At 72.5% G+C, this 11,881-nt stretch carries 14 protein-coding genes and 1 tRNA gene; 10 read left to right on the top strand and 5 right to left on the bottom strand.

Annotated elements, in window-relative coordinates; all coding sequences use genetic code 11:
• Window positions 1-2 precede the first annotated feature (2 nt).
• The 3 genes from ACLBYG_RS03815 to ACLBYG_RS03805 all read right to left on the bottom strand — a co-directional run bounded on the left by ACLBYG_RS03815 (window position 3) and on the right by ACLBYG_RS03805 (window position 1,970).
• Window positions 3-78: transfer RNA gene (locus ACLBYG_RS03815), tRNA-Thr, on the bottom strand.
• Window positions 79-187: 109 nt separating this feature from the next.
• Entirely contained in the window at window positions 188-1,327 is a 1,140-nt protein-coding gene (gene aroB / locus ACLBYG_RS03810) for a 3-dehydroquinate synthase (protein WP_020093427.1), read from the bottom strand.
• 19 nt (window positions 1,328-1,346) lie between these two features.
• Window positions 1,347-1,970: a shikimate kinase gene (locus ACLBYG_RS03805; RefSeq protein WP_020093428.1), complete on the bottom strand. Its 624-nt coding sequence runs from the start codon at window positions 1,968-1,970 to the stop codon at window positions 1,347-1,349.
• A gap of 244 nt (window positions 1,971-2,214) precedes the next feature.
• Between ACLBYG_RS03805 and ACLBYG_RS03800 the strand changes: the two genes are divergently transcribed.
• From ACLBYG_RS03800 to ACLBYG_RS03790, 3 genes are all read left to right on the top strand, one after another.
• Entirely contained in the window at window positions 2,215-2,367 is a 153-nt protein-coding gene (locus tag ACLBYG_RS03800) for a hypothetical protein (protein WP_012317685.1), read from the top strand.
• Complete coding sequence (locus tag ACLBYG_RS03795) at window positions 2,364-3,308, top strand: site-specific tyrosine recombinase XerD (protein WP_447680635.1); 945 nt, start codon at window positions 2,364-2,366, stop codon at window positions 3,306-3,308. The genes ACLBYG_RS03800 and ACLBYG_RS03795 overlap by 4 nt, the downstream gene beginning before the upstream one ends.
• Window positions 3,309-3,437: 129 nt before the next feature.
• Window positions 3,438-3,956: a MarR family winged helix-turn-helix transcriptional regulator gene (locus tag ACLBYG_RS03790; RefSeq protein ID WP_020093430.1), complete on the top strand. Its 519-nt coding sequence runs from the start codon at window positions 3,438-3,440 to the stop codon at window positions 3,954-3,956.
• A 63-nt stretch (window positions 3,957-4,019) separates the two neighbouring features.
• Here the strand turns inward: ACLBYG_RS03790 and ACLBYG_RS03785 are convergent, their stop codons facing one another.
• Together ACLBYG_RS03785 and ACLBYG_RS03780 are read right to left on the bottom strand one after the other, a co-directional pair.
• Window positions 4,020-4,385, bottom strand: a complete 366-nt coding sequence (locus ACLBYG_RS03785) for a c-type cytochrome (protein ID WP_042673136.1) — start codon at window positions 4,383-4,385, stop codon at window positions 4,020-4,022.
• Window positions 4,386-4,595: 210 nt separating this feature from the next.
• Window positions 4,596-5,612, bottom strand: coding sequence for an NAD-dependent epimerase (locus tag ACLBYG_RS03780; protein ID WP_447680634.1), 1,017 nt, complete (start codon window positions 5,610-5,612; stop codon window positions 4,596-4,598).
• Between the two features lie 160 nt (window positions 5,613-5,772).
• On the opposite strand from ACLBYG_RS03780, the gene ACLBYG_RS03775 reads away from it, so the two are divergent.
• From ACLBYG_RS03775 to xseA, 7 genes are all read left to right on the top strand, one after another.
• The gene (locus tag ACLBYG_RS03775; protein ID WP_447680633.1) at window positions 5,773-6,003 is read left to right on the top strand and encodes a hypothetical protein; all 231 of its coding nucleotides are present in this window, start codon (window positions 5,773-5,775) and stop codon (window positions 6,001-6,003) included.
• A 148-nt stretch (window positions 6,004-6,151) separates the two neighbouring features.
• Window positions 6,152-6,415: a hypothetical protein gene (locus tag ACLBYG_RS03770; RefSeq protein ID WP_056522641.1), complete on the top strand. Its 264-nt coding sequence runs from the start codon at window positions 6,152-6,154 to the stop codon at window positions 6,413-6,415.
• A gap of 104 nt (window positions 6,416-6,519) precedes the next feature.
• The gene (locus ACLBYG_RS03765; protein WP_447680632.1) at window positions 6,520-6,777 is read left to right on the top strand and encodes a DUF6894 family protein; all 258 of its coding nucleotides are present in this window, start codon (window positions 6,520-6,522) and stop codon (window positions 6,775-6,777) included.
• A gap of 67 nt (window positions 6,778-6,844) precedes the next feature.
• Window positions 6,845-7,051, top strand: a complete 207-nt coding sequence (locus ACLBYG_RS03760) for a ribosome modulation factor (protein ID WP_020093436.1) — start codon at window positions 6,845-6,847, stop codon at window positions 7,049-7,051.
• Window positions 7,051-8,367: an MFS transporter gene (locus ACLBYG_RS03755; RefSeq protein ID WP_020093437.1), complete on the top strand. Its 1,317-nt coding sequence runs from the start codon at window positions 7,051-7,053 to the stop codon at window positions 8,365-8,367. Before ACLBYG_RS03760 ends, ACLBYG_RS03755 begins: the two co-directional genes overlap by 1 nt.
• A gap of 182 nt (window positions 8,368-8,549) precedes the next feature.
• Window positions 8,550-10,022, top strand: coding sequence for an MDR family MFS transporter (locus tag ACLBYG_RS03750; protein ID WP_447680631.1), 1,473 nt, complete (start codon window positions 8,550-8,552; stop codon window positions 10,020-10,022).
• Between the two features lie 111 nt (window positions 10,023-10,133).
• Complete coding sequence (xseA, locus tag ACLBYG_RS03745) at window positions 10,134-11,834, top strand: exodeoxyribonuclease VII large subunit (protein ID WP_447680630.1); 1,701 nt, start codon at window positions 10,134-10,136, stop codon at window positions 11,832-11,834.
• Window positions 11,835-11,881: the final 47 nt, after the last annotated feature.

Genomic DNA, 11,881 nt, shown 5'->3' with positions numbered 1-11,881 from the left:
AATGGTGCCGCAAGAGGGATTCGAACCCCCGACCCCCTCATTACGAATGAGGTGCTCTACCAGCTGAGCTATTGCGGCCCTGGCCCCGACGGGACCGTCGGCGGCGCGCGGTGACCGGCGCCGGACGTGGCAGGCTCATAGCGGCCCGGCCTGCGTTAGGCAAGGCCACAGCCGGCGCTCGCGGGCGTCAGGCGGCTTGGTCCGACGCCAATTCATCCTGCAGGAACGCCGCCACCTCCGCCCGGTCCACGCCGGGGGCGATGAAGCTCTGGCCGATCCCTCGCGCGAGGATGAAGGTCAGCGCGCCGTCGCGGACCTTCTTGTCCTGGGTCATCGCGTCGAGGAGCGCCTCGGCGTCGCCGCACCCGCCCGGAACGGCCTGCAGACGGGTCGGCAGGCCGGCGAGCGCGAGATGGTTGGCGACCCGGCCCGCATCCTGGCCGGCGCAGAGCCCGAGGCGCGCCGAGAAGCGGAAGGCGAGCGCCATCCCGATCGCGACGCCCTCGCCGTGGACCAGGCGGGCGGAATCGTAGCCGGTCAGGCGCTCCAGGGCGTGGCCGAAGGTGTGACCGAGATTGAGCAGCGCCCGCTCGCCGTCCTCCCGCTCGTCGCGGGTGACCACCGCGGCCTTGGCCCGGCAGCAGGCGGCGACCGCCTGCTCGCGCTCCGGGCCGCCGGCGAAGATCCCGCGCCAGTTCGCCTCGCACCAGTCGAAGAAGCCCGGATCGGCGATCAGCCCGTACTTGGCGACCTCGGCGTAGCCGGCGCGCATCTCGCGCTCGGACAGGGTATCGAGGGCGGCCGTGTCGGCCAGGACGAGGCGCGGCTGGTGGAAGGCGCCGATCAGGTTCTTGCCCAGCGGCGCGTTGATGCCGGTCTTGCCCCCGACCGAGGAATCGACCTGCGCGAGCAGGCTCGTCGGCACCTGCACGAAGCGCACGCCGCGCCGCAGGGTGGCGGCCGCGAAGCCCGCGAGGTCGCCGACCACGCCGCCGCCCAGCGCCACGACGAGGTCGCCGCGCTCGACCTTGAGGGCGAGCAGCCCGTCGCAGACCTCCGCGTAGCCCGCGTAGGATTTGGAGGCCTCGCCCGGCGCCACCGTCACCACGCCCGCCTGGAGGCCGGCGCGCTCCAGGCTGGTCCGCAGCCGCGCGGCGTAGAGCGCGCCGACCGTCGCGTCCGTCACGATCGCCGCCCGGCGCGCCCCGAGCGCGGCGACCGCGGTGCCGGCTGTGTCGATCAGCCCGCGCCCGATCTGGATGTCGTAGGCGCGGCCGGCGTCGAGGGGCACGTGGACGGTCAGGAGGTCCGGACGGGGCTCGGTCATGGATCGGTTCGCTCGGGTCTCACTGGGCGGCCACCGGGATGGATCCTTCGCCGCTGAGATGGGCATCCAGCGCCTCCAGTACGTCCTGGACGACCCGGTCGTGCGAGACCTCCCGCGAGATGACCATCACGTCGGCGGCGGCGTAGACCGGGTGGCGCACGGCCATCAGGTCGCGCATCGTCGCCTCGGGATCCTCGGTCTGCAGCAGCGGGCGGTTGCCGCGCTTGCGGACCCGCCGCATCAGCACGTCCAGATCGGCCTTCAGCCAGACGGAGACCGCCGATTCAGCGATGCGCGCGCGGGTCGCCTCGCGCAGGTAGGCGCCGCCGCCCGTCGCCAGGACCAGCGGGCCGGCCCGCAGCAGGCGCGAGATCACCCGCTCCTCGCCGTCGCGGAAGCTCGGCTCGCCGTAGATCGCGAAGATGTCGGGGATCGTCAGGCCAGCCGCGGCCTCGATCTCGATGTCGGCATCCTTGAAGATCAGGCCGAGGCGGCTCGCCAGACGCCGGCCGACGGTGCTCTTGCCCGCTCCCATGAGGCCGACGAGCACGATCGAGCGCAGGCCGAGCGCGCGGCGCAGACGCGCCTCGATCGGTTCCCCCGCCTCCTCCCCGCTCATGGCCTCCTGCATCGACTCCTGCATCGCATCCGTGCGGCGTCCCCGCCTCTCCACCGGCCCCCGCGCGCCTGTCGCCCGGGCAGCCTCACATCCTGCGGCAGGCTCTTAGCGCGATTCAAGCGGCCTGCGAAACGCATCCCTGTGTCGTCGTGGGCCTTGTCAGCGCCTCGTTCACGTGGTCGAACCCGGGCATCGGCGGCGGCTCGGAGAAGGCCTTCGCCCGCCCCCTCCCCGCCGCCAGCGCCCGTCTGCCCGAGGTTCGACCGACGTGCCGACCCTGTTCCGTTTCTTTGCCACCCTCGCGATCCTGGCGGGTCTGGTCTACGCGGCCATGTTCGCGCTCGCGCATTTCGTCCAGCCGACGCCGCGGGAGATGAGCGTGACCATCCCCGCCTCGAAGCTGCAGCCGGGCAACCGTTGAGCGGGCCGGAGGGCAGCGGCGACGCCGCCCGGGCGCCGCGCCCCGAGGTCGCCGAGTACCTCGACATGCTGGCCGCCGAGCGCGGTGCCGGGCTGAACACCCTGAGCGCCTACCGCCGGGATCTGGACGATTACCTCGACTTTCTCGCGCGCTCGGGCACGGCGCTCGGCGACGTGGAGGCCGGCACGCTGCGGGCCTTCCTGATCGACCTCGAGACCCGGGGCCTGAAGGCGTCCTCGGCGGCGCGGCGCCTGTCGTGCGTGCGCGGTTTCCACAAGTTCCTCTACGCCGAGGGCGGCGCCGAGAGCGATCCGAGCGTCGCGGTGTCCGGTCCGCGCCGCGGGCGCGCGCTCCCCAAGGTCCTGTCCATCGCGGAGGTCGACCGGCTGCTCGCCACGGCGCAGGCGGCCGCCGCCGCCGATCAGGCCCCCGGCCCGGCCCGGCGGGCGCGCCGGATGGCGTGCCTGCTCGAGCTGCTCTACGCCACGGGCCTGCGCGTCTCGGAACTGGTCGCCCTGCCCCGCGCGGCGGGCGCGACGCGCGAGCGCTACCTCATCGTCAAGGGCAAGGGCGGCCGCGAGCGCCTCGTGCCCCTGACCGATGCGGCCCGCACCGCGATGGCGGTGCATCTTCCGGCCGTGCCGGAGGACAACCCGTGGCTGTTTCCCGCCGACAGCGACAGCGGCTATCTCACCCGGCAGGCCTTCGCCCGCGATCTCAAGGTGCTGGCCTCGGCGGCGGGGCTCCACCCAGATCGGGTGAGCCCCCACGTGCTCCGCCACGCTTTCGCGAGTCACCTCCTGCAGAACGGCGCCGACCTGCGCATCGTCCAGGAGCTGCTCGGCCACGCCGACATCTCGACGACGCAGATCTACACGCACGTCCTCGACGAGCGCCTGAAGGCGATGGTCCGCGATCTGCATCCGTTGATGGATGGCTGAGCGCTGCCGGGCGGATGGTGTGGCAACTCTCGGTCGGTCGCCCCAATTGTATACGTTTAGCGAACTGCCTAGAAGTAGCCCCTCGCCATACCGGTACGCGAGCCAGCCTTTACCAGAGAGAGTTTTCCTATGTCAGGCCCCACGGCCTCGCAGATCGGCATCGAGCCGGATCGAGCGGGGCACACGCGTGCCGACCAGCTTTCGCAGCGGGAGCGGCAGCGCCTCGACAATCAGCTGTGCTTCGCGGTCTACGCCGCCGCGCACGCGTTCGGCCGCGCCTACCGCAACCTCCTGGGGCGCCACGAACTGACCTATCCGCAATACCTCGTCCTGCTGGTCTTGTGGGAGCAGGACGGATTGTCGGTCAAGGAGATCGGGAACCGCCTGTTCCTGGATTCGGGGACGCTGACGCCGCTCCTGAAGCGCCTGGAAGCCTCCGGGCGCGTGCGCCGCGCCCGCGACAGGGTCGACGAGCGTCAGGTCAGCATCTTCCTCACCGCCGCCGGCGAGGCGCTGCGCGAGGAACTCGCCTGCCTGCCCGACGAGGCGGGGGGCATGACCGGTCTCGATATCCAGGGCCGCAAAGACCTTCTTCAGGATCTCGTCACGCTCAGGCTGAGCCTGCAGGCCGGCCTCACGCCCGACTAGGGCGCGGCCGGAGCCCCGGGAGCGGCCGGGCGGCCGCTCCCGGTTCGTACCGATCTTCGCCTCTCAGGACTGCGTCTTGAGGTAGGCGATGACGTCATTGATCTTCTTGTCGTCGGGGTAGCCCTGGAAGATCATCTTGGTGCCGGGCACCTTCGCCTTCGGGTTCTTCAGCCACTCGTGCAGGTTGGCCTCATCCCAGGTGATGCCGGAGTTCTTCAGGGCGGCGGAGTAGTTGTAGCCCTCGTAGGTGCCCGCCTTGCGGCCGACGACGCCCTTCAGGTCGGGACCCACGCCGTTCTTCTGGAAGTTGTGGCACGCCTTGCAGGGGGCGAACGCCTTCTCGCCGGCCGCGGCGTCGCCGGCGTCCTGGGCCTGCGCGGCGAACGGCATCACGACGGCAAGGACGGCGCCGAAAACGAGTGAACGCATGGATTTCCTCCTGTTGGCCGCCGCTTGGGCAGCGATGCGGGCAGAGCTTGCCTGCCTGGAACAGCTCTAAATGAATGTGCCCGGCGCGCGCAACGGCCCAGTCTGGGATAGCCGTCATCCGGGGCCGGTTGGCGGCTGCTGCAGGCCGCCGCCCCACTCAACACCGCGTGAACGGATTGGCTCCGTGCGACGGCGCGCGGCGCCGTTCCCTCAGATCCCGTGATAGGTCCGATACCAGTCGACGAAGCGCCCGATCCCGGTCTTCAGCGGCGTGGCGGGCCGGAAGCCGGCGTCCCGCACGAGGTCGTCGATGTCGGCGTAGGTCGCCGGGACGTCGCCGGGCTGCATCGGCAGGAGGATCTTCTCCGCCTTGCGGCCCAGGGCGTCCTCGAGGAGCGCGATCATCTCCAGGAGCGCCACCGGCTCGTTATTGCCGATGTTGTAGATCCTGTAGGGGGCGGAGCTGGTCCCGGGATCCGGCGCCGCGCCGCTCCACGCGGGGTCGGGCGCGGCCGGCCGATCGGCCAGGGCCCGGATCCCCGCGACGATGTCGTCGATGTAGGTGAAGTCCCGGAGCATCCGCCCTTCGTTGAACACGCGGATCGGTTCGCCCGCCAGGATCGCGCGGGTGAACAGGTACAGCGCCATGTCGGGCCGGCCCCAGGGGCCGTAGACGGTGAAGAAGCGCAGACCCGTCGTGGGCAGGCCGTAGAGATGGCTGTAGCTGTGCGCCATCAGCTCGTTCGCCTTCTTGGTCGCGGCGTAGAGGCTGAGCGGATGGTCGACGTTCTGGTGCACCGAGAACGGCATCGCGGTGACGCCGCCGTAGACGGAGCTGGAGGACGCGTACAGGAGGTGTCCCACGCCGCCGTGGCGGCAGGCCTCGAGGATGTTCAGGAAGCCGACGAGGTTGCTCGCCGCGTAGGCGTGCGGATCGGTGAGGGAGTAGCGCACGCCGGCCTGGGCCGCGAGGTGGATCACCGTGCGGAACGCGTGGCGGCGGAACAGCGCGTCGAGGCCGTCGCGGTCGGCGAGGTCGAGGCGCGCGAAGCTGTAGCCCGGGAAATCCGCGAGGCGTTGCAGCCGGGCTTCCTTGAGGCGCACGTCGTAATAGGCGTTGACGCTGTCCAGCCCGACGACCTGCCGGCCGTCCTCGAGGAGGCGCAGGGCGAGCTGGTTCCCGATGAAGCCTGCGACGCCGGTGATCAGTACAGGTGGCAGGGACATGCGCGCGGACCGACGGGCTGACTGGCCGCCCGGGGTCGAGCTGTAGCATGGGGTATGGGCGCGACAAATCGGTGTCCGACATGAGCCTGCCGACATGAGCCTGCCGACGCTCCGAGCGGCCTGTCGCGCGGGCGCGTGACGCGCTAGGCTCGCGGCTGCCGTGCAGCCCGATCCGAGACCGCTCCCCGACAGCCTGACGCGCCTGCTGACCGTGCCCGAGCAGCGCCCGGTCCGGGCGCGTCCCGAGCCTTCGCTGAGGGAGCGGGCTTCGGAGCCGCGCTCCGCACACGCGGCGCTTGAAGCGGCGATCCTCCGCGGCTTCGTGTTCGGTCTCTCGGGGCTCGTCTGGCTCGTCGTGCTGGCGCTGTCGGTCCGGCATATCGCGCACTGATCGCGCCCCGAGCCCCCCGCAGCCCCGGCGTGACGCTGTGGATATCGGTGGTGCGCCTGTTCGCCCGCGTCCTCAATCAGTACGCGAACAGCCAAGTTCGCTATTGAGGCGGCCAGACCGGGGGCGGCTCGACGGCGAGGATGGGACGATGTCTCTGACAGGGCGTTTCTGGTTCCGGAAGACCTGGACGGGGCGGCTGGTGCTCCTGGTCGAGGAGGAGCGCCCCCGCTGGTTCGGCCGCGGCTCCGGCAAGCCGCGCTGGCGCAACGCCAAGCTCCTCGATTTCGCCGAGCCCGAGCTGCGGCCGCTCATGGCGATGGAGAAGCAGCACCGCGCGGGCGGTTCCAGCGGCCAGGTGCGGGCGCTGCGCCCGGTCCCGTCCGCGCCGGCCGCGCGCGCCGCGCACGGCTGAGGGCCGAGACAGGGGGGCGCGCCGCATCTGGTCCGACGCGCGGCCATCACCACCTGTCGTGGGTCGCTCCGCCCGGGGCGGCACCCCTGCAATCGGTGAAGACCATGCCGCGCTACTTCTTCCACTCGCAGATCGGCGAGGACGTCATCTCCGACCCGACCGGGATCGAGCTGCGGGATCCGGACGCGGCCTGGGAGGCGGCGCGGGAGACGATCCGCGCCGCCCTGCGCCAGCCGCAGGATCAGGCCCGGCTGATGACGGCGCGCCTCGTGGTCACGGACGACGACGGCGAGGTCGTGCTGGAATTCCCGTTCAGCGAGGCCGTGGCGCTGCCCGCCGACGCGGACCCGACGCGTCACTGAGATCGGCGACGCGCGCGCTCCGCGCCCTACATCGCGCCGCAGCCCACCGGAACGGAGCTGCGCCCGTATGGATACGCCACCGAACGACCTCGATGCCCGCGCCCTCGGCCGGGCCGCGCCCGCCAAAGGGCTCGCCCGGGAAGCCTGCCCCTACGCGGAGGGGACGGAGGCGCGCGCGCTCTGGCTGGCCGGTTACGACGCGGCCCTGGCGGAGGGCGAGACGCCCGTGACCGGCGGTCTCGCCAAGCACCCGGTCGACGGGTCGGCCCGCTGATGGACGCCCGGACCGCACCGCATCCCGGCGCGCATCATTCGACTCTCGACCGCAAGTCGGTCGGGGCCGTCGTCCTGGGCAACGCCCTCGAATTCTACGACTTCACCGTCTACGCCTTCTTCGCCAAGCCGATCGGCGAGGCCTTCTTCCCGGCGAACGACCCGACCCACAGCCTGTTGGCATCGCTCGCCCTGTTCGGCATCGGCTACGTCATGCGGCCCATCGGCGGTGTGCTGATCGGCGCCTTCGCGGACCGGGCCGGCCGCAAGCCCGCGATGCTGATCACCATCGCGCTGATGGCCGTCGGCATGCTCATGCTGGCCGCCTGCCCCTCCTACGCTACGATCGGCGGCTGGGCGCAGGTCATCGTCATCGCCGGACGCCTCGTGCAGGGCCTCGCCCTCGGCGGCGAGGTCGGTCCCTCGACCGCCTTCCTGCTGGAGGCCGCGCCCCCGGACCGGCGCGGCTTCGTGACGAGCTGGCAGATCGCCAGCCAGGGCTGCGCCGCCCTGTTCGCCGGGATCATCGCGACCGCCCTGGCGCTCGCGGTCGGCGACCAAGCGATGGCGCAGTGGGGCTGGCGGCTGATGTTCGCCCTCGGCCTGTGCGTCGTACCGGTCGGCCTCATCATCCGCAGCCACCTGCCCGAGACCGCCGGCGCCGAGGAGGATCCGCACGCGGCGGCCTCGACGATGGCGGTGGTCGGCCGGCTCCTGCGCGAGCACGGCCGCCTGCTGGGCCTGACCTTCCTGGTCATCGCGGCCTCGACCGTGTCGAACGCGGTCGGCACCAACATGCCGGTCTTCGCGGGCGCGACCCTCGGCCTGAGCGAGACCGCCGCGACGGCGGTGCCGATCGCCCTCGGGCTCGCCTCGGTGATCTTCCCGCTGCTCGGCGGCTGGCTGGCCGACCGGTACGGGCGGCGACCGGTGATGATCTGGCCGCGGGCGCTGATCCTGATCCTGGCGGTCCCGGCCTTCGCCTGGGTGGTGCGGGCGCCGAGCGCTGCCAGCGTCTACGCGGTCACCTTCCTGCTCTCGGCGCTATCGTCCATCAACGCGGCGGCCGTGATCGTCGGCATTCCCGAGGCCCTGCCGCGGGCGGTGCGCAGCGCCGGGTTGTCGATCGTCTACGCGGTCTCCGTCTCGGTGTTCGGCGGCAGCACGAACTACGTGGTGAACTGGCTGATCGCCGCGACCGGCGACCGGCTCGCGCCGGCCTACTACCTCGCCGCATTCAGCCTCGTCGGGACGATCGCCGCGTTCCTGCTGCCCGAGACCCGCGGAAGGGACCTCGACGCCGACGCGGAGGCCTGAGTCGGTCGCGCCGGGGCGTTCCGCATTATGTATGCACGTGCTGCATCGGGGCGCGTCATCCATGCGCCCATCGCGGGGCCGACGCCGAGCGGATGTGCGCCCGCGCACGGATCTCGCCGCGGAGAGGCCGGTTGCCCGAGCCAACGCTAGGTGTGCAGGCGCGGCGGGCCTAGATCGGCCCGATGCCCAAGTCCCTCGAGACGCGCCGCCCGCTGGTCCTCGCCGCGGTCATGGCGTCGATGTTCATGATCGCCATCGAGGCGACGATCGTCTCGACGGCGATGCCGCAGATCGCCGGTCATCTGGGCGACCTTCACCTCTACGCCTGGGTGTTCGCGTCCTTCCTGTTGACGCAGACGGCCACCACGGTGGTGTTCGGCAAGCTCTCGGACCTCTACGGACGCCGGCCAGTCCTGCTGTTCGGCATCGCGGTGTTCCTGACGGGCTCCCTCCTGTGCGGGCTCGCGTGGTCGATGCCCTCGCTGATCCTGTTCCGCCTCATCCAGGGCGTCGGCGCAGGGGCGATCCAGCCGGTGAGCCTGACCGTCATCGGCGACCTTTACGCGGTGCGGGAACGCGGCAAGGTCCAGGGCTACCTCGCGAGTGTCTGGGGGATCTCGTCGGTGGCCGGCCCGCTGGTCGGCGGCCTGATCATCGGCCACCTGAGCTGGCCCTGGATCTTCTGGATCAACCTGCCGATCGGCGTGATCGCGGCCGGCCTGTTCCTGCGCTACCTCCACGAGGGCGTCGAGCGCCGCCCGCGCCAGATTGACGCGATCGGTGCGGCCCTGTTCACCGCCGCCATCGCGGCGCTGATGATCGCGCTGACCGAGGCGGGCGAGTCGGCCGAAGCGGCCCTGTGGCCGGCGGTGGCCTTCGTGGTGGCCGCGACCCTGTTCGTCGTCCAGGAGCGGCGCGCGCCGGACCCGATGCTCGACATCCGCCTGTGGTTGCAGCGCCCCATCGCGACCGCCAACACCGCGACGCTGCTCTCCGGCATGACGGTGATCGGGCTCACGGCGTTCCTGCCGATGTACGTGCAGGGCGTCATGCGGCAGTCGCCCCTGATCGCCGGACTGACCCTGACCCTGATGGTGCTCGGCTGGCCGATCGGCGCCACGACGGCGGCGCGCAACTTCGTGCGGTTCGGTCTGCGCCCGATCCTGCTGGTCGGCGCGACGCTCCTGCCCCTCGGCGCGGTCGCCTTCGTGGCCCTCGGGCCCGACACCTCCCCGGCGGTGGCGGCCTGCGGCTCGGTCGTGATGGGGCTCGGCATGGGCTTCCTGTCCACGGCCGCCATCGTGATCATTCAGGACAGCGTCGCCTGGGCGCAGCGCGGGGCGGCGACGGCCTCCAACATCTTCTCGCGCAACCTCGGCTCGACGCTCGGCGCGACCGTCCTCGGCGCGGTGCTGAATTACCGGCTCGCGAACCCGTCGAGCGGCCCGGCGGTGAACTCTGATCAGCTGCGGCGCCTGCTCGACGATCCGGCAAGCCTCGGGGCCGGCGGCGAGGCGATCCGGGCCGGCTTGGAGCACGCCCTGCACGGCACGTTCTGGACGGTGTTCGCCGTGGCGGGGCTGACCCTGCTCCTGTCGCTGCTGGTCCCGCCGGTGGCGATCTCCGACCGGCCGCGCGAGCTCGCCGTCGAGTGAAGGGAGCGGCTTTCGCCGAGGGAGAGGCGCCGCAGGCGCGGCGCCGGCCGAGCGATCCCGTCTCCACAGCGGGCCTTTGACTGTCCCGCCGGAGGCCCCTAGCGTCGGCTCATGCCCCTCGTGCCGCCCCCGCGCCCCGCAGCCCAGCAAGCGGCGGACATCCCGCCGACCAGCGTGCTCAACGCCAACCAGCCGGAATGGTCGGTCGGCGAGCTCGCGGGCGCCCTGAAGCGCACCCTCGAGGACGCCTTCGGGCACGTCCGGCTGCGCGGGGAGATCTCGGGGTATCGCGGCCAGCACGGCTCGGGCCACGCCTATTTCTCCCTGAAGGACGGGCAGGCGCGGATCGATGCGGTGGTCTGGAAGGGCGTGTTCGGACGCCTGCGCCAGCGGCCGCAGGAGGGGTTGGAGGTCGTCGCCACCGGCCGCATCACGACCTTCGCGGGCAAGTCCTCGTACCAGATCGTCATCGAGAGCCTGGAGCCCGCGGGGCTCGGCGCCTGGATGGCGCTCCTGGAGGAGCGCAAGAAGCAGCTCGCGGCCGAGGGCCTCTTCGCGCCGGACCACAAGCGGCCGATCCCCTACCTGCCGCGGGTCGTCGGCGTCGTCACCTCGCCGACCGGCGCGGTGATCCGCGACATCCTCCACCGGCTGGAGGACCGCTTTCCCCGTCCGGTCCTCGTCTGGCCGGTGCGGGTCCAGGGCGACGGCGCGGCCGAGGAGGTCGCGGCCGCGATCCGCGGCTTCAACGCCCTCGCGGCCGGGGGGCCGATCCCGCGCCCGGACGTGCTCATCGTGGCCCGCGGCGGCGGCTCGATCGAGGATCTCTGGGCCTTCAACGAGGAATGCGTCGTCCGCGCCGCCTTCGCGAGCGCGATCCCGCTGATCTCGGCGGTGGGGCACGAGACCGACACCACGCTGATCGACTACGTCTCGGATCGCCGCGCGCCGACCCCGACGGGCGCCGCCGAGATGGCGGTGCCGGTCCGCGCCGACCTGATCGCCACGGTGGCGGACCTGTCGGCCCGCGGCCGGGGGGCGGTCGGGCGCCGGATCGACCGCGACCGGTCGGACCTGCGCGCCCTCGGACGCGCCCTTCCGAGCGCCGACGCCCTGCTGGCGGCCAAGCGCCAGCGGCTCGACCTCGCCGAGGCGCGCCTCGCCCCGGCGCTGGCGGCGGGCGCGAGCCGCCACCGCGCGCGGCTCCAGCTGCTCCTCGACCGGATGGCTCGCCGCTCGCCCGACGTGGCCCTCGCCAACGCCCGCGCCCGGCTGGCGCGGATCGACCACCGGCCGCTCCACGCCCTGCGCAACGACGTCCAGCGCAAGGGCGAGGCCCTGGTCCAGCTCGGGCGCCGCCTCGTCGTCGCGCGCGAGGCCAGCCTGGAACGGGCCCGGGCGCTGCAGGCGCGCCGCACCGACCGGCTCCTCGCCCTGTCGGAGCGCCTCGCCCAGGCGGGCGCGCGCGGCATCGAGCGGCGCCGCGACCGGCTCGACGGTCTGGCGGGCCTGCTCGGCTCGCTCAGCTACCGCGCGGTGCTCGACCGGGGCTACGTGCTGGTGCGCGACGCCGCGGGGCTGCCCGTCCGCCGCGCCGCGGAGGCGGCGGCCGCCCAGCGCCTCAGCCTGCAATTCGCCGACGGGACCGTGACGGCCGTGCCCGACGGGACGGCCGATCCGTCCCTGTCGGCCGCTCCATCCCCGTCCGCGAAGCCCGCTCGGCGCGGCGGCGCGGCCGCGCCGGCGACGGCCGGCAAGCGGACCGGCGCGAGCCCCGCCCCCACGCGGCAGGGCTCGCTGTTCGACGCCTGAAACGGTCGCCGCGGCCGGATGTAAGGGCCGGCCCGCGACCCCCCGCG

This window comes from Methylobacterium sp. D53M (assembly GCF_053345625.1).
This window is presented reverse-complemented; position numbering and strand designations above follow the sequence as displayed.

Bases quoted from the DNA above. Each gene is read 5' to 3' on its own strand.
- ACLBYG_RS03805 (WP_020093428.1), bottom strand. From the start codon at position 1,970: ATGCAGGAGTCGATGCAGGAGGCCATGAGCGGGGAGGAGGCGGGGGAA.
- ACLBYG_RS03790 (WP_020093430.1), top strand. From the start codon at position 3,438: ATGTCAGGCCCCACGGCCTCGCAGATCGGCATCGAGCCGGATCGAGCG.
- ACLBYG_RS03750 (WP_447680631.1), top strand. From the start codon at position 8,550: ATGCCCAAGTCCCTCGAGACGCGCCGCCCGCTGGTCCTCGCCGCGGTC.
- ACLBYG_RS03755 (WP_020093437.1), top strand. From the start codon at position 7,051: ATGGACGCCCGGACCGCACCGCATCCCGGCGCGCATCATTCGACTCTC.
- xseA (WP_447680630.1), top strand. From the start codon at position 10,134: ATGCCCCTCGTGCCGCCCCCGCGCCCCGCAGCCCAGCAAGCGGCGGAC.
- ACLBYG_RS03760 (WP_020093436.1), top strand. From the start codon at position 6,845: ATGGATACGCCACCGAACGACCTCGATGCCCGCGCCCTCGGCCGGGCC.
- ACLBYG_RS03770 (WP_056522641.1), top strand. From the start codon at position 6,152: ATGTCTCTGACAGGGCGTTTCTGGTTCCGGAAGACCTGGACGGGGCGG.
- ACLBYG_RS03785 (WP_042673136.1), bottom strand. From the start codon at position 4,385: ATGCGTTCACTCGTTTTCGGCGCCGTCCTTGCCGTCGTGATGCCGTTC.
- ACLBYG_RS03780 (WP_447680634.1), bottom strand. From the start codon at position 5,612: ATGTCCCTGCCACCTGTACTGATCACCGGCGTCGCAGGCTTCATCGGG.
- ACLBYG_RS03765 (WP_447680632.1), top strand. From the start codon at position 6,520: ATGCCGCGCTACTTCTTCCACTCGCAGATCGGCGAGGACGTCATCTCC.
- aroB (WP_020093427.1), bottom strand. From the start codon at position 1,327: ATGACCGAGCCCCGTCCGGACCTCCTGACCGTCCACGTGCCCCTCGAC.